The 19,866-nt window shown below is 37.0% G+C and carries 20 protein-coding genes; 3 read left to right on the top strand and 17 right to left on the bottom strand.

Annotation, left to right across the window (positions count from 1 at the left end):
* Positions 1–18 precede the first annotated feature (18 nt).
* The 5 genes from ACN6MT_RS17225 to ACN6MT_RS17205 all read right to left on the bottom strand — a co-directional run bounded on the left by ACN6MT_RS17225 (position 19) and on the right by ACN6MT_RS17205 (position 5,318).
* Positions 19–780: an SDR family NAD(P)-dependent oxidoreductase gene (locus ACN6MT_RS17225; RefSeq protein ID WP_419887223.1), complete on the bottom strand. Its 762-nt coding sequence runs from the start codon at positions 778–780 to the stop codon at positions 19–21.
* A gap of 459 nt (positions 781–1,239) precedes the next feature.
* Positions 1,240–2,022, bottom strand: coding sequence for an IclR family transcriptional regulator (locus tag ACN6MT_RS17220; protein WP_419887222.1), 783 nt, complete (start codon positions 2,020–2,022; stop codon positions 1,240–1,242).
* A gap of 244 nt (positions 2,023–2,266) precedes the next feature.
* Positions 2,267–3,079, bottom strand: coding sequence for an enoyl-CoA hydratase/isomerase family protein (locus tag ACN6MT_RS17215; protein ID WP_419887221.1), 813 nt, complete (start codon positions 3,077–3,079; stop codon positions 2,267–2,269).
* Entirely contained in the window at positions 3,079–4,167 is a 1,089-nt protein-coding gene (locus ACN6MT_RS17210; RefSeq protein ID WP_419887220.1) for an acyl-CoA dehydrogenase family protein, read from the bottom strand. The genes ACN6MT_RS17215 and ACN6MT_RS17210 overlap by 1 nt, the downstream gene beginning before the upstream one ends.
* On the bottom strand, positions 4,167–5,318 hold the full coding sequence (locus tag ACN6MT_RS17205) for an acyl-CoA dehydrogenase family protein (protein WP_419887219.1): 1,152 nt from the start codon (positions 5,316–5,318) through the stop codon (positions 4,167–4,169). Before ACN6MT_RS17205 ends, ACN6MT_RS17210 begins: the two co-directional genes overlap by 1 nt.
* Before the next feature lie 263 nt (positions 5,319–5,581).
* On the opposite strand from ACN6MT_RS17205, the gene ACN6MT_RS17200 reads away from it, so the two are divergent.
* Both ACN6MT_RS17200 and ACN6MT_RS17195 read left to right on the top strand, forming a co-directional pair.
* Positions 5,582–7,081 carry an aldehyde dehydrogenase family protein gene (locus ACN6MT_RS17200; RefSeq protein WP_419887218.1) on the top strand — a complete coding sequence of 500 codons (1,500 nt, stop codon included), beginning with the start codon at positions 5,582–5,584 and terminating at the stop codon, positions 7,079–7,081.
* A 99-nt stretch (positions 7,082–7,180) separates the two neighbouring features.
* Positions 7,181–8,233 (top strand): zinc-binding dehydrogenase, encoded by a 1,053-nt coding sequence (locus tag ACN6MT_RS17195; RefSeq protein ID WP_419887217.1) that lies wholly within the window; start codon positions 7,181–7,183, stop codon positions 8,231–8,233.
* Positions 8,234–8,304: 71 nt separating this feature from the next.
* On the opposite strand, the gene ACN6MT_RS17190 is transcribed toward ACN6MT_RS17195, so the two are convergent.
* From ACN6MT_RS17190 to ACN6MT_RS17170, 5 genes are all read right to left on the bottom strand, one after another.
* Positions 8,305–8,505 carry a 2-hydroxymuconate tautomerase gene (locus ACN6MT_RS17190; RefSeq protein ID WP_419887216.1) on the bottom strand — a complete coding sequence of 67 codons (201 nt, stop codon included), beginning with the start codon at positions 8,503–8,505 and terminating at the stop codon, positions 8,305–8,307.
* 43 nt (positions 8,506–8,548) lie between these two features.
* Positions 8,549–9,481, bottom strand: coding sequence for an aldo/keto reductase (locus tag ACN6MT_RS17185; RefSeq protein ID WP_419887215.1), 933 nt, complete (start codon positions 9,479–9,481; stop codon positions 8,549–8,551).
* Positions 9,482–9,606: 125 nt separating this feature from the next.
* The gene (locus ACN6MT_RS17180) at positions 9,607–10,527 is read right to left on the bottom strand and encodes an aldo/keto reductase (RefSeq protein WP_419956467.1); all 921 of its coding nucleotides are present in this window, start codon (positions 10,525–10,527) and stop codon (positions 9,607–9,609) included.
* A gap of 36 nt (positions 10,528–10,563) precedes the next feature.
* Positions 10,564–10,899: an EthD family reductase gene (locus ACN6MT_RS17175; protein ID WP_419887214.1), complete on the bottom strand. Its 336-nt coding sequence runs from the start codon at positions 10,897–10,899 to the stop codon at positions 10,564–10,566.
* Positions 10,900–10,931: 32 nt separating this feature from the next.
* The gene (locus tag ACN6MT_RS17170; protein ID WP_419887213.1) at positions 10,932–11,408 is read right to left on the bottom strand and encodes a VOC family protein; all 477 of its coding nucleotides are present in this window, start codon (positions 11,406–11,408) and stop codon (positions 10,932–10,934) included.
* Positions 11,409–11,830: 422 nt separating this feature from the next.
* On the opposite strand from ACN6MT_RS17170, the gene ACN6MT_RS17165 reads away from it, so the two are divergent.
* Positions 11,831–12,184, top strand: coding sequence for a DUF1516 family protein (locus ACN6MT_RS17165; RefSeq protein ID WP_419887212.1), 354 nt, complete (start codon positions 11,831–11,833; stop codon positions 12,182–12,184).
* 142 nt (positions 12,185–12,326) lie between these two features.
* Here the strand turns inward: ACN6MT_RS17165 and ACN6MT_RS17160 are convergent, their stop codons facing one another.
* The 7 genes from ACN6MT_RS17160 to argH all read right to left on the bottom strand — a co-directional run bounded on the left by ACN6MT_RS17160 (position 12,327) and on the right by argH (position 19,758).
* Positions 12,327–12,722, bottom strand: coding sequence for a GNAT family N-acetyltransferase (locus tag ACN6MT_RS17160; protein ID WP_419887211.1), 396 nt, complete (start codon positions 12,720–12,722; stop codon positions 12,327–12,329).
* A 12-nt stretch (positions 12,723–12,734) separates the two neighbouring features.
* The gene (locus ACN6MT_RS17155) at positions 12,735–13,193 is read right to left on the bottom strand and encodes a GNAT family N-acetyltransferase (RefSeq protein WP_419887210.1); all 459 of its coding nucleotides are present in this window, start codon (positions 13,191–13,193) and stop codon (positions 12,735–12,737) included.
* Positions 13,162–13,515, bottom strand: coding sequence for a DUF4406 domain-containing protein (locus ACN6MT_RS17150; protein ID WP_419887209.1), 354 nt, complete (start codon positions 13,513–13,515; stop codon positions 13,162–13,164). The genes ACN6MT_RS17155 and ACN6MT_RS17150 overlap by 32 nt, the downstream gene beginning before the upstream one ends.
* A 178-nt stretch (positions 13,516–13,693) precedes the next feature.
* Positions 13,694–14,956 carry an MFS transporter gene (locus ACN6MT_RS17145; RefSeq protein WP_419887208.1) on the bottom strand — a complete coding sequence of 421 codons (1,263 nt, stop codon included), beginning with the start codon at positions 14,954–14,956 and terminating at the stop codon, positions 13,694–13,696.
* A 258-nt stretch (positions 14,957–15,214) separates the two neighbouring features.
* On the bottom strand, positions 15,215–15,970 hold the full coding sequence (locus ACN6MT_RS17140) for a class I SAM-dependent methyltransferase (RefSeq protein WP_419887207.1): 756 nt from the start codon (positions 15,968–15,970) through the stop codon (positions 15,215–15,217).
* Positions 15,971–16,296: 326 nt separating this feature from the next.
* A complete protein-coding gene (locus tag ACN6MT_RS17135) occupies positions 16,297–17,796 on the bottom strand; it encodes a malate:quinone oxidoreductase (protein ID WP_419887206.1) in 1,500 nt (499 codons plus the stop codon).
* Between the two features lie 438 nt (positions 17,797–18,234).
* Positions 18,235–19,758, bottom strand: a complete 1,524-nt coding sequence (argH, locus tag ACN6MT_RS17130) for an argininosuccinate lyase (RefSeq protein ID WP_419887205.1) — start codon at positions 19,756–19,758, stop codon at positions 18,235–18,237.
* Between the last annotated feature and the right edge of the window lie 108 nt (positions 19,759–19,866).

The raw sequence follows: 19,866 nt of genomic DNA, 5'->3' as shown, positions 1-19,866 counted from the left end.
TCCTTTATTATTTTTTTATTATGCTTTTGGACCGCCCGCAACATAAATGACTTGTCCGTTAATAAATGAAGATGCTTCTTCACAAAAAAAAGCAACTGCGTGTGCTATATCAACGGGCTTACCAATACGTCCGACTGGTATCTTGGCAGCACTTTGATGCACAAAGTCATCAAAAGACATACCAAGGCTCTTGGCGTAATCTTTCGACATCTGTGTATTTATCAAGCCAGGTGCAACAGAGTTGACTGTAATACCGTATCTCCCTAGCTCAATTGCTAAAGTTTTTGTTAAGCCTTGGATGCCTGCTTTTGCCGCAGAATAATTCGATTTACCAGCACCTCCCAATGCATTAGTTGAAGAAATATTAACGATGCGTCCAAATTGGTTCTCTACCATATACTTTTGAACGGCACGCGCGCAGTTAAATGAACCCTTTAAATGTACATCCATAACTATTTCCCAATCGTCATCTGTCATTTCAGACAGTAAGTTGTTCCGGAGAATACCTGCATTATTAACAAGAATGTCAACCTTTCCATATTGAGAAGCGACTTCTTTTACAGCACTTTCAACCTGTTCTGGATCAGCAACATTCGTTATGTATGATGTAAGTTCAAAGCCTTTGTCACGCAATTCCTCTACTGTTTTATTTAAAGCGCTTTCATTTGTATCCAGCAAAGCAACCTTAGCACCTTCTTCAGCCAATTTCCTTGCAATCCCTTTGCCAATTCCCCGGCTTCCTCCAGTGACAATGGCCACTTTACTTGCAAGTTTTGTCACAAATGATCCCCCTTTTAATTTGCATATCTAAAAAGTCTTCTTTCATGCATTCACAAATCGAATTAATTATATATCCACATCAACTCCGCCTCATCAACCATATTATCCTACTAGGAAAGAGCTAAATTATGAAAAATTTGCACGCCACACAAAACCGATAATCGATATTTATTATCATACATTGATATCATATTACAATTCTTTTCGAATCACAATACTTATCTGAAAATTTCTAAAACTTAAATAATAGAAACATTCAAATAGCAGTCCCTTTCGCCACTACACCTTACTCACCTGTTAGCTTAATGATGAACACAATCTCTTAAACTTCATAAAGAATGAAAAATGGCGTGTAAAAACTGTTGTCAGTTCACACGCCATTTTCATTTTTTTTTATAAAAGATATGCCCCCAAACGGAACGGTTTAAAAATGAGTTAACATCATTTCTTTATTAATAGTTAGTTAAAAGTTCTAATAGCCTGTGTAATTTTATTTGCGCCTTCTTTTAACAATTCAATGATCATTTGTTCGTCATACTCTTCAAACCGTGGCGAAGGAATTACTAAGGATAACCCAGCTAATATTTCATTAAACGGGTTAAAAATCGGTGCACTTATAGAAACCGCACCTTTTAGTCTTTCACCAAAGCTTATTGCATAACCTTGCTCTCTAATTTTCATAATCTCAGAAAACAACGAATCCTTCGTTATAATCGTTTTTTCTGTTAATTTTTCAAGATCGTTTTCAGCGATATATTTCTCCAATGCCTCTCCAGAAAAGAATGCTAACAGGACTTTTGCCGATGCCCCGGCATAAAGTGGTGACTCCTGCCCTACAAATGTAAGCGTTTGCAACTCGTGTTTACTTTTTATATAACCAATACATTTACGCTTATTATCTTCAATAACATTTAAACTGACGCTTTCACCCGTTTTCACCTGAATTTCTTCCATAATAGGCTGCGCAATCGATAATAAACTAGAATTTTTTTCGACTAGGTTACCCAAAAATAACAATTCTAATCCTAATTGATACTTTTTGGTTTCCTCATTTTTATGTAACAGCCCTTCAAATACAAGGGTAGATAGAATCCTTTGTAAACTGGATTTAGATAAACCAGTTCTGTTATGAAGGTCCGTTAATGTAAGCATTTTATTTTCAAGAGAAAAGGCCCTCAGAATTTGAATCGATCGATGGAGCGTTTGCATGGAATAGTTCTTCTTGAAGTTAATTTCATCCATTTTCTAATCACACCCTAATGACATTAATATTTTCATAAAATAAATGAGTCAATTTTTTTGCAAGCAAATATACTCCTATATAATTTACCAGTAAAGCAGCAATATAGCTAGTAGAAAGAATATTATTTTTTCACCAATAATCCGAGTTCCTTCCATTATATATGATGTTTAATAAGAAACTAAAAGAGCAACTTTTCTTTGATTGAGGTTGCTCTTCATTTACATATTTTAATACTTTTACAAGCTACCGAAAAGTTGGTACTCTCTTTTCAATAATAGCCCTAATCCCTTCATGGTAATCTTCAAGTTCTGTAACAATCCCCAATGAAGAAGAAATCATATCTAAAGAAGATCGCAAATTCATATCTAGCCCTTGATATACAGCCCTTTTCGTAAGTCGAATAGCATCTTGTGGTCCTGAAGATAATTTTTGTACATAATCATCAAGAAATTCTGCTAATTTATCATCTTCAACTACATGTGTGAGCAAACCCAGTTCCTTTGCTTCTTGTGCAGATAGAACCTTACCAGTCCAAAGCAGCTCCAAAGCCTTATCTACACCAATTAATCTAGGAAGGAAATAAGCACCCCCATCCCCTGGTACTAGACCAGCTTTCACATAACTTTCAGATATAATCGTACTTTCGGCAGCAATACGAATATCACACGCGAGGGCCATGTCAAATCCTGCACCAAAGGCAAATCCATGGATAACCGCTATAACTGGCTTATCGATTTCTTGTAAAATAAGTGGAATCCTTTGTACTTTTTTCCAGATTGCATTTTTTCTAGCTAAGGCCGTTGAAGTTAAATCTTCCTTTCCATCTGAATGCAGAAATCCTTGGCCATTTTGCATTGATTTGATGTCTCCACCAGAACAAAATCCACGTCCTTCACCTGCTATGACCAATACTCGTATACTTTCAGAATCACGCACATGTTCTAAGGCATGAATCCATAAGTCAATCATTTCTACACTAAATGCATTTAATCGTTCAGGTCGATTTAAGGTAATTTTGGCAATATCTTTTTCAACTGTAAATAATAAATCCTTCATTATATTTGCACCCTCTTTTCATGATTAACACCTGTAATCATCGACCATAGCCCATTTTCTTGTAATGTAACTAATTCTTCCGTTAGAACATTCTCCCAATCACTTTCCGTTCCATATTCGTCTCTCCATGACCAAAGTCTTCTAGTACTATGGTGTAATGTATGTTCATAAGTAAAACCAATAGCAGCTAAAACTTGGTGAGCCAGTTGACATACCCTTCCAGAAGCTTCATTTACACGTATTTTTGCCATGGCTATTTCTTGTGAAAAACCTTCTATGTCATACGAATCACCAGCACAATTTGCTGCTACAGTTGCTGCAGCAGTCTCACCAGCTAGTTGAGCTAAATGATGCTGCACGGCCTGAAATCGATTAATCGGCCTTCCGAATTGTGACCGCTCTGATGCATAATTCACGGTTATTTCTAGAATGTTTTCTAATGCCCCCGACATCATTACAATTCTTGTAAGAGCCCCACCATAGAGTATTTTGTTGTTCATTTCATTGTGACATATTGGAATAACCTTACAATCATCAATATAAACATTATCAAAAATCACTTCATCTCTAGCTTCCCCTGCGAGATTTTGACCGTAGACAATCTTAGCACCTTTTAAAGGAATGAGAGAAAGGATTGGTCCATCCGATGTTTCCCCAAGGATGAAGAATTTCTCAGCAAACCTTGCAAATGGTACATTCCTTGCTTTACCTGTTACCACCCATCCTGTACCATTTTTAACGAATTGAAAAGATTTCCAATCTTTTTCAAAAGCTATGGTTATGATTTCAGTTGAAACAGGTACACCTAAACCAGATAATAACCAATTGGCAAGATACGTCTCCGCAATAGGTATAGGTGCTGAATATTTACCAGCTAATCGGAGAATACTGAGGGCGTCAGAATAATCTCCACCATTTCCTCCTAATTCTTCAGGAATGGCTACTGTCAACATTCCATACTCGTTTAAAAAGTTCCATAAATCACTTGCCCATTGTCCATTTTCTGTATCATTTATAACCTCTTTTGAAGAATATCTCTGCATTAATTTTGATGTTGTTTCCTTAATCAACTCTTGCATCTCACTCATTATTGAATAACCCCCTTTGCAACAATCCCCCGGAGTATTTCTGTTGTACCTCCACGTAAAGTAAAACCAGGTGAATGTAGGATAGATTCAGCCAGCAGTCTTTCCAATTTATTTTCGGATTTTTGTCCCGGCATAACAGACACTAGTAACCTCGCAACTTCAGGAATATCCTGTTCAAACTTCGTTCCCATATCTTTTACCAATGAAGCAATAATATTGGACGGTACCCCTTGTTCTAATAGCTGAGCAACACCGAGTGACATTTTACGGAGTGTCCAAAGTCTAGAAACTAAGCGACTAACTTTGTTTAATCCTTTTCTATCCTCTTTTTCCACTAAAATATTTGTAAGTTCGTTGAGAAGTGGATAGGTACTTAAAAACCGCTCAGGTCCACTTCTTTCATACGCTAATTCTGTCATACCTTGATTCCATCCATTTCCTAATTCACCGATGAGCATCTCATCTGAGACAAAGACATCTTCTAAGAAAACTTCATTAAAATGATGCTCACCAGTCATTAAATGGATAGGACGAACCGTGACACCAGGTGATGACAAATCTACTACCAATTGGCTCATTCCTGCATGACGACTTTTTGGATCTTGAGAAGAAGTACGACAAAGCGTAATCATATAATCAGCATGATGTGCACCACTTGTCCAAGTCTTACTGCCATTTAATAGCCATCCGTTTTCCACTTTCGTTGCTCTCGTTTGAATGGCAGCCAAATCTGACCCTGCATTCGGTTCACTTAGACCAATAGCAAAGGCACATTCACCTTTTGCTATACGAGGCAGGAAAAAATTCTTCTGATCTTCAGTACCAAACTTTAGGAAGAGTGGACCAGACTGTCTATCAGCAATCCAATGTCTTGCAACTGGTGCTCCAGCTGCCAACAATTCTTCGGTAACCACATATCGATCTATCGCAGTCAGTCCTCTACCTCCATATTGAGTTGGCCATGTCATGCCAATCCATCCACGTTCACCTAACTTTTTCGAAAATTCCAAAGAAGAACCACTTAGCCAGCAATCACTTCTCGGAATAAAAGAACCGTTATTTAATTCTTCACTGATAAATTCTCTAATTTCTTTTCTTAAAATTTCAGTTTCTTTTGGTAGTACTGCAACAGGAATTTGTAAAACTTTCACTAATAACCACCTCTTTACTGATTTGCTTCTGATATATTATACCGATAATTGATAATAGTTACCTATAATTAATATTATAGTCCCTCAAACACTTTTGGTCAATTCAAAATTGTCAGATAATTAATTTAACTTGAATTTCTAATTCTTTGTGCCTAATTTTTAAAAATTATTAAATTTTTATGTTGACAATTTTCAGAATTCTCTGATATAACTACACATGGAAGCGTTTTCCAACAACCCCATTAAAAGAAAAGAGGTTTTGTATGTCTACTCAAACTATGATTTCTTTAAATCCCAAAGCAGCCAAGTTTATTTCTTCACCAAAAAATTTATTTATCAACGGACAATTTGTTGAGGCTGTTTCAGGAAAGAGATTTGAAACGATTAACCCAGCAAATGGACAAGTAATTACAACAGTTGCTGAGGGGGATAAAGAAGATATTAATCGAGCAGTAGCTGCAGCACGTAAAGCTTTTGATGAAGGTCCTTGGCCAAGAATGAAACCAGCGGAGAGAGCTAAAATTCTCCTGAAATTTGCTGATCTCGTAGAAGAAAATGTTGAAGAATTGGCTCATTTAGACACGCTTGATTATGGTCAACCTGTGGGATTAACAACCGCTTTTGCTAGTTCAGTAATAGAGTTATTCCGTTATTACGCAGGATGGGCAACAAAGATTACTGGGCAAACCATTCCTGTGTCACTTCCTGGTGAAATTTTTAACTATACCAGAAGAGAAGCAATTGGGGTTTGTGGACAGATTAGTCCATGGAATGCGCCAGTCAGTGTAGCCGCTATGAAACTGGCAGCACCATTATCAGTGGGAAATACGATTGTCCTTAAACCCGCTGAACAAACGCCATTGAGCGCATTAAGATTAGCGGAGCTTATTCAAGAGGCTGGCTTCCCGGATGGGGTGGTAAACATAGTTCCAGGATTTGGACCAACAGCCGGTGCAGCTTTAACACAACATCCTGATGTCGATAAAATCACCTTTACCGGTTCAACCGCAGTTGGGAAGGAAATCATGCGCTCTGCTGCTGGTAACCTAAAAAAAGTGACGCTTGAATTAGGAGGAAAATCTCCACATATTATTTGTGCAGATGCAGATTATGAATCAGCCCTTGCTAACGCAGCAAATGCAATTTTATTTAATTCTGGACAAGTCTGCTTTGCTGGATCTCGTTTATTTGTGGAAAAGAAAATTTATGATAACTTCGTAAGTGATTTAATAGATTATACAAAGAATTATAAGCTAGGCAACGGTTTTGATCCAAGTACTACTTTAGGTCCACTTGTTTCCGAAAAACAGAAAAATAGAGTGCTAAATTATTTAAATATTGGACAACAAGAAGGAGCGGAAATGTTAACTGGCGGGAATGCGACATCTTCCGAATTAGCAGATGGCTATTATGTAAAACCAACATTATTAGCGAATGTAAGAAATAACATGACCGTTGCACAAGAAGAAATTTTTGGTCCAGTTGTGTGTGCTATGATGTTTGATGACCTAGATGAAGTTATTAAAGTTGCCAATGCCACAGAGTATGGACTGGGTGCAGGAATTTGTACTACAGATCTACGTAAAGCTCATAAAGTAGCCCATGCACTGCGTACGGGTAACGTTTGGGTAAATACTTACAATCTCATGGATCCCGCTTCACCATTCGGCGGGTATAAACAAAGTGGATTAGGCAGGGAAAATGGTTCTGCTTCCATCGATACGTACACACAAATTAAAAGTGTCTGGATTGATTTAAATTAATTGTAGTGGGGATTGGAGATTATTGTGCGATAATCTCCTTCTGCCTGAAATGATTCTATCAAACTATATTACTATAAAAAGTGAAAGGGAGTAGATAATATGTTAGCAGCGGTTATGGAGGAAATCGGTAAACCCCTAGTAGTAAAAAACATGCCCGACCCTGAACTTACACCCGAAGGGGTAATCGTCAAAACAGAGGCTAACGGAATATGCCGAAGTGATTGGCACCTTTGGCAGGGGCACTTTGATTGGGCAGGATTAACAATGAGTACTCCCCATGTTTTTGGACATGAACTTAGCGGTGTTGTTGTTGAAGTTGGTAAAAATGTAAAGAACTTCAAAAAGAATGACCGAGTTGTTGTACCTGTTAGTGGTGGTGACGGAGTGTGCGAAATGTGTCGCCGTGGACATCAAAATATATGTGATCACCCACAATCCCCTGGTGTAGCCTATTGGGGTGGGTTCGGCGAATATGTCCATGTTCCATCAGCAGATTTTAATTTAGCCCTTTTGCCTGAAAATGTTGACTTTTTAGAAGCAGCGGCGATTGGCTGTCGATTTGCCACTGCTTTTCATGGTGTCCTCGACCGTGCTAAAGTTCAAGGCGGTGAATGGGTTGTCGTAACAGGTTGCGGAGGTGTTGGACTCTCTGCTATTCAAATAGCAGCCGCAATTGGTGCAAACGTCATTGCTGTAGATATCGACGATAAGAAACTGGAGTTTGCCAGACAATGTGGTGCTGTAGCATCTATTAACTCAAGAAATCAGAATGCACCGGAAGTTGTCCGTGAAATCACAAAGGGAGGCGCTCACGTTTCCATTGATGCTCTTGGTATCGCTGCCACTGCTCAATCCTCAATCCTAAGTTTGAGAAAAAGAGGTCGTCACTTGCAGCTTGGAATGACAACTGAAAAAGAACAAGGATTCATCTCCTTCCCAAGTGATTTAATCGTAGCAACAGAACTTGACATTTTAGGTTCTTATGGCTCCCCTGCTTATCGGTATGGAGATATGTTAGATATGGTAGACAAAGGTATCTTCCAGCCAAAGAAATTAATCACAAGTACCATTAGTGTACATGAAGTGAATTCGGTTTTAGAAGCAATGACTAATTTCGAAACAACTGGTGTCACCATTTTAAATAAATTTTAAACTTTTAGGTCTAAATATAAAAGCTGATGGAATCCCATCAGCTTTTTGCAATCCTTTCTCTTATAACTAGTCTAAGATTGTTTTTCTCTTCTTTTCTTGACGGATTCTCCTGATAACCCCCAGTGCTTTGGTTCAATTTCATTTATCACAACTTGAATCGAGTTTGTCGGTGCCCCTGCAACTTCTGAAACGGTTTTGGTAACCTCATGAATTAATGTCTCTAATGTTTCATCAGAGCGACCTTTCGTTAAGTTAATTTGAATAAAAGGCATATTTTCTCCTCCTAAAAATTTATTTATTTTGGTTATATTTTCTCTAAGACTGAATCGTATGCTTTAAAACTTTTTCTATTGCTACTAAATCCTCTGAGGTTAACGTAATTTCAGCAGCTTTTACAATTCCTTTAGCATGATCTGGACGTCTTCCTCCAGGGATTACAGCATCTACTCCCTTCTGTGCCAAAAGCCAAGCAAGTGCTAAATTGGGTAACGAAGTTCCTTTTGATTCAGCTACGCTCTTTAATTGTTCAGCAACCTCTATTTTTGTACGGAACTCCTCTTCAGAAAATCGCTTTGGAGCAGGATCGCCAATCTTGTAGTTCCCGCCTAGTAGACCCGAAGACAGTGGATAATAAGGCAGGAACGATATTTCATTTTCTAAACAAAACGGAAGGATATCCTCTTCTACTTCTCTTTCAAATAGATTATAAACTGTCTGAAAAGCCGATAATTCCGTGATTTTCACTACCTCCCTGAGCTGTTCAATTTTCAGGTTAGAAGCAGCAATTGCTCTAATTTTACCCTCTTCCTTTAGTCGTACAAGCTCACCGATAGACTCAGAAAAAGGTGTTTGGTTATCCGGAAAATGCAAATAATAGAGATCTATATAATCCGTACCAAGTCTTTTTAAACTGGCTTCAAGTGCAGATCTGAGGTAGTTTGGATGGTTATTAAATTTTATCTTTCCTTCTGCGTCCCATTCCATACCGCCTTTGGTGGCAATGACAAGTTCCTCTCTCTTCAGATCGATTTCTCGTATGACTTCCCCTATTAACTCTTCAGATCGACCCAACCCATAATAATCCGCGGTATCAATAAAGTTCACACCATGATACAGTGCTTCTTTAATAAAATTTTTCCCATCATCCTCATTAAGATTTTTAAAGATATTATGGCCGCCAACCTTATTTGTACCAATTCCAATCTGAGATACCCGGATGTCTGTTTTTTTTAGATTAGTAAATTCCATCTTTCTCCTCCTCTTATATAGCAATATGTTTATGATCATTAATAACTATATTCCCTAATTGCTAGAGAAAAGGATCGGAAGATGAGACACCTTTCGATCCTTTTGAATATTCCTATTGACCAATACTATCCTAAAATCTTTTGAATGCGATCAAGTTCACCTTGAGACAATTTTACTTCTGCAGCTTTCGCAGTTCCTTGGGCATGCCCTGGGTGTCTTCCTCCTGGGATAACAGAATCAACACCATCTTGAGCTAAAAGCCAAGCGAGGGCTAAATTAGACAATGTTACTTCTTTCTCTTCAGCCACAACCTTTAGATTTTCTACAACCTCTAGCCTTTTATGAAATTGTTCCTCTGTCAGTCCTTTCGGGGTTGGGTCTCCCATCTTGTAATGTCCTCCAAGAAGACCTGAGGCTAATGGATAACAAGGGATGAACGATATTTCATTTTGAACACAAAATGGAAGTACATCTTTTTCAACATTTCTATCAAACATATTGTAATCAGATTGTGCTGCAGCAATTTCTGTAACTTGAGCCGCTTCTCTTAATTGATCGATTGGTAAGTTAGATACGCCAATGGCTCTGATTTTTCCTTCTTCCTTAAGTCGAGCTAATTCCCCAATTGACTCTGAAAAAGGAGTTTCATTGTCTGGCCAGTGGAGATAATATAAATCGATATAATCTGTACGGAGTCTCCTCAAGCTTGCCTCTACTGCTGATCTGAAATATTCAGGTTTATTGTTTCTCCTAGTGCCTCCACCAGGTATATTCCATTCCACTCCACCTTTGGTAGCGATGACAAGTTCCTCTCTTTTAAAACCACTATTTTGAAGAACTTCTCCTATCAATTCCTCTGAACGTGCCGGACCGTATATATCTGCGGTATCAATAAAATTCATACCTAGGTTAATTGCTTCAATTAAAAAAGCTTTTCCTTCATTTTCATCCAAACCTTTGAAAATATTATGACCACCTATTTTGTTTGTTCCAACACCAATCTTTGATATTTTCATATCTGTCTTTTTTAACGTAGTATATTTCATCATTTTCCTCCTTATTTCTTGTATAATTAATATTTATTAATCTACTTTCGTTAAAGAACCTATCTCTACCGAATCAACAAAAGCGGTAATAGGTGGTGAGTCAAAGAATTTTCTTAAAATCGCTGCATCGTCAAACATCGCTTTACCCTCTCGGGAGGCTATAGCTTGATTCAATGCGTCCATATTTTCAAATTCTATTTCACCATGTAAATATAAATCAGGAATGGTATTATTGTGGTGAACCACTCGAGAAATTTTTAAACTTTTGATTTGCGAAATCTTTTGGACAATTGGTAGATGGATATTAAAATAATAATCTTCAAATTCAGCTTGTCTTTTTGTTTGTTTATAAAAAACGACAATCTTTGCCATAATTCCCCTCCAGCACGTAATTTCTCCTATAATTACTCCCAGTTCAACCGGGCAGGGTGGTTTTCAAAAATAATTTCCTGTAATTCAAATAAGTTCCCGTCTGGATCACGACCATATGTTGCGATAACCCTATCTTTAAAATTTTGTGGTTCACAGTTGAATTCGACACCAGCCTCCTTAAGACGATGATATAACGGGAAAATATCGACGACATCGAAGCAAACATGGGTAATACCTACATCATTGGCTGGACGATTTAGGTTAGCAGGTTGTCCTTCTGGACTAACATACTCGAAAATTTCAATAACCGTATTACCGGCCAATAACAATGCATTTTTTAAATTTGTATTTTGAATACCAGTGATTTTATCTAAAATCTCACTTTGAATTTCCGATTTAGCTAGTTCCTTAAACCCTAATAAATCACGATAAAAACTCAACATACCTTCAAAATTTTGTGTTGTGAACGAAGTATGGTGCACTCCGCGAATGACTCCTTCCTTTTCCATTCTTATCATCCCCCTTACACTGATTATTTTCTTTAATCGGCTAAATAAAGACTTCTAATTGGCATGGCAGCATCTTTTAATTAAAGCATATACATTCGTTACGATGGAGCATAATTCCTGTTGAATCTAGAAAAATAGAGTTAGATACAATAGTATATGTAGGGCTTTTTCCAGATAAAGAGTTTGTTAGAATAACAACGCTTACAAAATACCGATATGTGATATATGAAATCTAATTACGGTATATATACAAATAGATTACCATATAGTCAAAACACATGTAAACCATTTTTTGAAAATTTAGATTCTTTAAACCTTACCTTTTTAAGAAAAATTTAATACTTAATTTAGAATCCTTTTATATTTTCCTATTAGACTATGTTTATAGAAGGATTATTCAATATAAAAAGGAGTCAACTTAAATGACACACGTACACTTATCATCACTGGTATTATCGCTTATTTTTCTAATCATCATTGTGGTTATGCAAAACAAGGGAAAAAACATCAAAATATGGCATATGGTTTTACGAGCTACATACATTCTTATTATCGTTTCAGGAGGTATACTCTTCTTTGCAGCTTATTCCATTCCGTTATCCTACTATTTGAAAGCAATACTTGGAGTCGTCATGATTGGTCTTTTTGAAATCGTGATTGTCCGAAAACAAAGAGGAAAGAAAACGGACATCATATGGATTGCATTTTCTATCGTTCTTGTTATCCTTTTTGCTCTAGGATTTACACTCCCCATGGGATTTAATTTAATTAAATAATAAAAAAGAGTGTTTCATGGTGCCTGGCACCGATGAAACACTCTTTCTATATTTTAGAGACTCCCTTTATAATAAAGTACACATTCTTAATCGTTATTCAATTTAATAGGAGTTCAACTATTTTCATATTAAAAAACTCCCCCTAGTACTCACATAAAAATCTTTCGACACCAGGATACTTTTCTCCTAAGCTCGTTATCTTAAAGCCATATTTGCGATAAAATTCAACAGCGTCTGAATCTGTTTCTGCAAATACCGAAGGGTGCATCTCCAAAATAAAACGGATCATTTTACTTCCAATCCCTTTACCTCTATGTTCTGAAGAAACTGCAATATGTTTAATTTCGCATAGCTTTAAACTATTAATCTCAACACCAATACAGCCTGCATTTTCACCTTCCAACTCAAATGCAAATAGAGTCCTGTTCGGGTATTTTAAATAACGCTCATATTCTATTTCGACTTTTTCCTTTGAAGTGGCTAAAGCAAGTAGTTTTCTAATGGAGTGTTGCATGGTGTTGGAATCAACTATTTTCATACCGCCCATCTCTTAAATATTGGTGCCTTTTTCATAAATTTTCAAATGACCACCACTTGGACTATAGGCCACCCCGTTATGTTCCCATCCATATTTTTCATAATAATTTTCTAGATCAGTAGTCAAATAAAGCTTCTTATACCCTTTTTTTGCCGCCTCTCTTAAGCCGTGTTCCAATAGCTGCGCCCCGATTTCTCTCCCCCGGTTTTCTCTATCAACGAATAGGCATGCAAGCCAAGGACATAAATCCTGGCGGCTATTAATATCATTTCTCAAGATGGCATACGTCCCAATAATATTTTCATCTTCTACTGCTACAAAAAATCTTGGCAGGTCTTCTGAAGTTTCAGCGGAATGATAAATACAGTCCTCGTAAAACTTATAATTATCTTCTGTCCCCCAAACGTTCCAAAATACCTCAATCCCTTCCTCCAAAAATTCATTCCCCTTTTGAAGCTCTACAATTTTCATATATATATCCCCCTATAGATAACTTACTTTCTGAGAAGTAACTAACTTTCTTCCCACAGTTGTTCGCATATTCAATTTCTTTCCTCGTGCTGCTGCCAATATAACCATCAACATCAATAACAAAAATCTCATCTGCCATATCAATTTTTTGCAGATGTATGATTTCAAATAAGGCTTCATGTTCTTTTGTAATGCTTATGCCTTCACTCTGTTCAAAGAATCCAACACTTATAACAACATTTCCTTGTAAGGTAAGATAAGCATTTGCTGCTTCAAATTGTTCCTTAAACTTCGTTGACCCGCATAATGTAATAACCTTCACGATTCGAACTTACCTACTTTCTATCTATTTACTATTCCTTACCATTTTGATCAAACGATGTCATCCAAAAAAGGATATAACAAAATTTAGACGTATTTGATATCCTTAATGTTTCAAATTAAAGTATTGAAGTATATGTAAAAAAGTCCCAATAGAAAAAGGTGTGTTCTCTTCTGAATTACACTGCATTTAAGACGTTTTTTTCATCCCTTCGTTCCTTTTTAATCATTATAACTCCTAACAGTCCAATCAAAGAAAATAAGACTGGAATGATAAATCCATAATGATATCCAAGATGAAAATCATGAGGAGATAAATCTAATACCTTTCCGAACAAAATAGGTAACAAAACGGCACTTAAAAAACCTCCCATATTGGAGAATCCTGTTACAACCCCTACTTCTTCTATAGGAAAGGATTTCCGTACCACTGCAAATGTCAATGCACTTGCACCATTTCCAAAACCTATGAGGAAAAATAAAATAACTACTAGTATAAATGAAGGGTTCACACCTAAAAAAAACAATCCTCCCCAACTTAATAAAGCAATGATGTGTACATAGGTATAAACATTTTTTATAGAATCTAATCTGCTTGTAATCCAGCTAATTAACGGACCTCCAAGAATGGCTCCAAAAAGACCATACATCATTAGCTGGCTTGCTTCTGAACGGGATAACTCCAGTACATGGATTCCATATGGCACTCCCCAGGAACCGATAAACCCAACATACGCACCAACCAACCCAAAGTGACATAAAAACGTTGCCCAAGCTTGACGTGCAGAAATGGTTCGTCGGAGAATCCTCCATACACTTTCTCGATTTTGGTTCCTTTTTTTAATATCAATACTATCTTTATAGATTTTGTTAGGTTTCAAAACAAGTATAGTATATAGTACATAAGAGAATATCGCTAAAATGATACCTAGAATTAAGAATGGTGTACGCCAACCTGCGAATGAAATCCACACAGAAAAAGGAAGTGTGGCTGTTAATGAACCAAGGCTCGAAACAAGGGAAACCATACCCAACAATTTTACAAATTCCTGCGCTTTGAACCATTGGCTTAAAATGATAACCAAGTTAAGAAAAATCATCGCGTCCCCTGTTCCAACTATAAATCGAGAGACTATCAAAACATATTCATTTGGAGAAAAACTATAAATTACGCAGCCAATTCCAGTAAGAATGGTACCTATAATAAGAAAGCGATTCGGTCCGTATCTGTCTGATAATAAACCAATCGGAATTTGAAATCCTGCATAAGCAAAAAATTGAAAACTACTCATAAGACCTATAACAGCAGCTGAAACATGAAAATCCTTCATTAACTGATCCGTTATAAGTCCCGGAGCCGTTCTTTGGCTAATGATTAAAAAGTAAGCCAATAAGACGGTACTAAAAACCACCCATCTATAGCTGCTTTCCTGTTTGTTCATTTTCAGTATCCTCTTCCGTTTGATATTTTGTTAAACCAGTAGATTCAAAACCAAGCAATTGTAGGAATTCTCCCATCCAGTTCAATAGTCCATAATAAAGAATATTGCACGAATAAATATCTTCTACTTAATGATTAGAGAAGGAGCTATAGTAAATTCCAGATAAAATCTGTCCTCTTATTCAAAAAGAAAGCAGAGCAAATGCAAATCTGAATTACTCTGCAAATATTTTTACTATGGATTAATAATGCTTATTCCTTACACGTTACCTAAGTAGCTTCGAGTAAAATTAGGCATAACTATTGTTCCATTTTGACTGTATTTATAAAAAAGATTTGCAATGGCTTCTACAAAAAACTTAAAATCCTTGTCTGACTCTTTTAGTGAATACGATGCTGAGAGGTTCCTCCCAAGGAATGCTTCATAGTCCATGTCTAAATCATTGGGAAATCTTTTAATTTCGTATTTACCTTCCCGAAAAAATTGATTAAAAATTTCTTCATCCTCACCAATTCCACCGCTAAACCCATAAAAGTTCGGACAATATTTATTAAAAATCTCAGCATTTTCCTTAATGAGAGGGCTTTTGAAATCTCTACTATTCCAAACCAGTGCTACCTTTGCTTCATGCTTCAGTATCCGTTTGCATTCTAATTTAAACTTTTCCTTATCAAACCAATGAAATGCCTGAGCTGCTACCACCAGATCCACACTATTGGCTGGTAATGTAGTTTTCTCAGCTGAGCCATTAATTGAAGTAAATTGTTCCAACCGATGTAAGTCATGTTCTGCTTTTGATCTCATGTCATCATTTGGTTCTACCGCTGTCACGCTGACTCCTCTTTCCAATAGCTGCTTGGTCAAAATTCCCGTCCCTGAACCGATATCTGCAATCCTACTAGTCTCAGTAAAGATATTAGCTGATAATAAATAATCAATATACTCATTGGGATAACTAGGGCGGGATTTTGAATACACATCTGCCTTCCCATTGAATTTATCTGTTGGTTTCATATGAAGTTCCTCCTGATTCTAAATTCATTTGAATAAACGGAATACCTATGTAATTTTTTTTTAGGGTTGGTACCAATTTACAGTTAAGTGATGACAGGAAGATACCAGTGGGGATGACGCTGGGGATTTTATTCCACTCATATGCAATCTTATAGTAACATAAAATGGCAGAAATTCTTTTATTTTATTTAAATTGGAACAAGCTCTACTTTTATGGAGGCTAAGTTCATTATAGTTATAAAAAAGCAGAAAATTTACAAGTTTTGAATAAAAATTTGCAAATTTTCTGCTCTATATTGTGCTCATTGCAACAAATATTTAAGGAACTAACTGTAAGCGAGTTCTTTTTCTTTTAAACCGAGCGACTGCTCAGTCGAAGAGTGAATTTCACGAAGCAGTTCTGGATTTTTCATCAGTGATACACCATATGAAGGAATCATTTCCTTGATTTTCGGTTCCCATTCATTGATATGTTGCGGGAAGCATTTTTTAATTACCTGAAGCATAACGTGAACAGCAGTAGAAGCACCAGGAGAAGCACCTAGCAATGCTGCAATGGATCCATCAGATGCAGTGATGACTTCGGTTCCAAATTGAAGCGTTCCTTTACCAGCTTCAGTATCTTTAATAACCTGTACACGCTGGCCGGCTACGACTAAATCCCAATCCTCACTTTTAGCACTCGGGATAAATTCACGTAACTCTTCCATACGTTGTTCTTTTGATAACATTACTTGCTGAATCAAGTATTTGGTTAGGGGCATTTCTTTTGCGCCTGCCGCTAACATCGTTAACACATTATTTGGTTTAACAGAGGTTACTAGATCAAGCATTGAACCTGTTTTCAAGAATTTTGGTGAAAAACCGGCAAATGGTCCAAATAACAATGATTTCTTATTGTCAATAAATCTTGTGTCAAGATGAGGAACAGACATTGGCGGAGCACCAACCTTTGCCTTTCCGTATACTTTTGCATGATGCTGCTCCACAACTTCAGGGTTATTACATACCATAAATATTCCGCTTACAGGGAATCCACCTATATTTTTCCCCTCAGGAATACCAGACTTTTGCAGTAAATGCAGGCTGCCTCCTCCGCCGCCGATGAAGACAAATTTTGCCGTATGGCGTTTGACATTACCACTAAACTGGTTTTGAACTTTCAATTCCCACAAGCCATCGCTAGTGCGTTTAAGATCTGAAACACTATGATTATACTTAATATCTACATTTTTATTTTCTAAATGGTTAAACAACATGCGCGTTAATGCACCAAAGTTGACGTCTGTTCCAGAGTCAATTTTTGTTGCTGCAATAGGTTCATTCCATACGCGGCCTTCCATGATAAGTGGGATCCAATCCATCAGTTTTTCCGGATCTTCAGAAAATTCCATTCCTTGGAAAAGCGGATTGTTTGTGAGCGCTTCAAAACGTTTCTTTAAAAAAGTTACATTTTCTTCTCCTTGCACTAAGCTCATATGTGGCAATTGTCTGATAAATTCCTGTGGATTCTGTACCAGACCGCTGTTTACAAGGTATGACCAAAATTGCATGGAAACCTGGAACTGTTCATTAATATTAATTGCTTTACTAATATCTACAGATCCATCTGGTTTTTCCGTCGTGTAGTTAAGCTCACAGAGTGCCGCATGCCCCGTTCCAGCATTATTCCATTCATTAGAACTTTCCTCACCTGCGTTTTCGAGTTTCTCGAACACTTTTATTTCCCATTCCGGTACTAATTCTTTTAAAATTGTCCCCAAAGTGGCACTCATGATTCCGGCGCCTATTAATATGACGTCTGTTTTAGTTTCTCCGTTGCTCATTTTTACCAACCTTCTTTTAAAAATTTTAGAAAGATACAGGGTAACGCCAAGCTTAGGACGCAACCTAGTCACACACTTTTTAGTTCTTTATTTTTACACTATCAATATGAAATTATATTATTTATAAAATAACTATATACTATTATATGATAATTATAAATTATTTAAAAGCTTGTATATAGTGAAAAGTCTGTCGGTATGTCCAATGACCATAATAATCCAAAAATTTTAGGTAAAGAAGGGGCTTATATTATCAGGTAGTAGGTGAGGAAGTGACAAAAGAGGCTTAAGTGTCTCACTTGTGTTGGATCAATTGAGTTTTTATAAAATTATAATTGGACATTTAGCGAAACCTATTGCCAAGGATGATTCCAACTATACAGACAAGAATGTCAATGTTTCGTACCTCCCCCATCGACCGCAAGCCGTTTGGGGGGGTTATTTTTTTGCTCCCGTCCATTTCGTAATAATCTCCTTAACATTTGTAGCTGCGGTGAGAAGGTGTTTTTGTCTTTCCTTCAACCAACTTGCTAATTCTTCTTGCTCCTGTAATCGTACTCTGATTGTTTTTTCCATCCTTGTTGGACTTGGTCCACCTTGTAAATCACGGATTTTAACAAAATATTCGGGACTCAAACATTGTTTTAATTCTTCTTCCGTAAGAGCAGATTTCTTGCCTGCTACCATTTTGAATTGCTCATTTAACAGTTTCAATGTTAATGAGTTCAATGAAGTATTTCCATTATTCACTAACGATTTAACCATATTACTTACAACTTGGTGTGCCTGACGGAATGACAATCCATCCTTACGGACAATGGTATCGGCCAGCTCCGTCACGTTCGCAAAGCTTTCTTTGGCTCTTTTCAGCAGGGTATCTTTATTAACCTCCATAGTAAGTAAAACCGATGTTAACAATTCATAAATGTCCCCTAATCTTTCTATTGCTTTCCATATATAGGGCTGCATATCATCCTCTGTGTCCACAATATCTCCGAATGGTGTATTATGGAGCATGAGTAAGACTGTTTGACAATCTCCTGCTACACTAGATAAAAGAGCTCGCATATGCTCAATCGAAACAGGGTTTCTTTTTTGGGGCATAATGGAACTAATTTGGACGTATGGGTCCGAAAGTAGAAATGCACCATACTCCTGTGTACCCCATAATAAGAAGTCTTGCATCGATCTTCCTAAATTTAATGCGGATAATTGAACTGCAGTCGCTGTTTCGGCAATATAATCTGCACCTGCAACCGCATCCCAGGCATTATCAATCATATCCTCAAAGCCAAGAAGAGCCTTCATACGGTCACGATTAATCTGAAACCCCGATGTTGTTAATGCTGCTGCACCCATACTGCTCCGATTCACCGTTTTATAGGCTGCTTGTAGTCGATAAATATCACGTGTAAGCATATCAGTCATCGCATTTAAATAATGACTTAATGTGGTTGGCTGCGCCTGTTGAGTATGTGTATAGCCAATCATCACGGTTTCTTTATGCTCTTTGGTCAATTCAATAAGGCCCTCTCGAAGTGTTAACGCCTTTTCTATCAATAATAATAGCTTTTTCCGTAATGTCATGCGGTAAATGGCTATTCCCATATCATTTCGGCTTCTTGCGATATGAAGGTTTCCTGCAATATCGCCTATGTCTTGAATTAAAAAATGTTCGACTTCAAAAAACAAATCCTCAAATTCACCGGTATAACTTCTTTTTTTAACATCCTCCTGATCTAAGTTTGAAACTGCTTTAGCAATTTTTTCTGCTTCTTCTTTTCCAACCAGCCCCTGCTCCACAAGCATGATTAAATGAGCGTAATGAATTTCCAGCATTGAGTCTATGAATTGGTGCTTTGCTTCATCATAGGCAGGTTGGAGCACCATGGATGTATAGGTTTTTGAAGGAAAAGACGTACCTTCCTTTTTTAAAACTTGATCTCGAAGTGAGATTTTCACATTGGTCCATCCCTTCTGTCTCACTATTTATAAAATAAAATATGAAAAAATTTACTGTATGTGTTTTCGCCCCTAAAAGAAAAAAATACCTTTTAATCAAAAATGATG

Origin of the sequence: Neobacillus niacini, from assembly GCF_048572935.1 — a bacterium.
Taxonomy (GTDB): Bacteria; Bacillota; Bacilli; order Bacillales; family Cytobacillaceae; genus Neobacillus; species Neobacillus niacini.
This window is presented reverse-complemented; position numbering and strand designations above follow the sequence as displayed.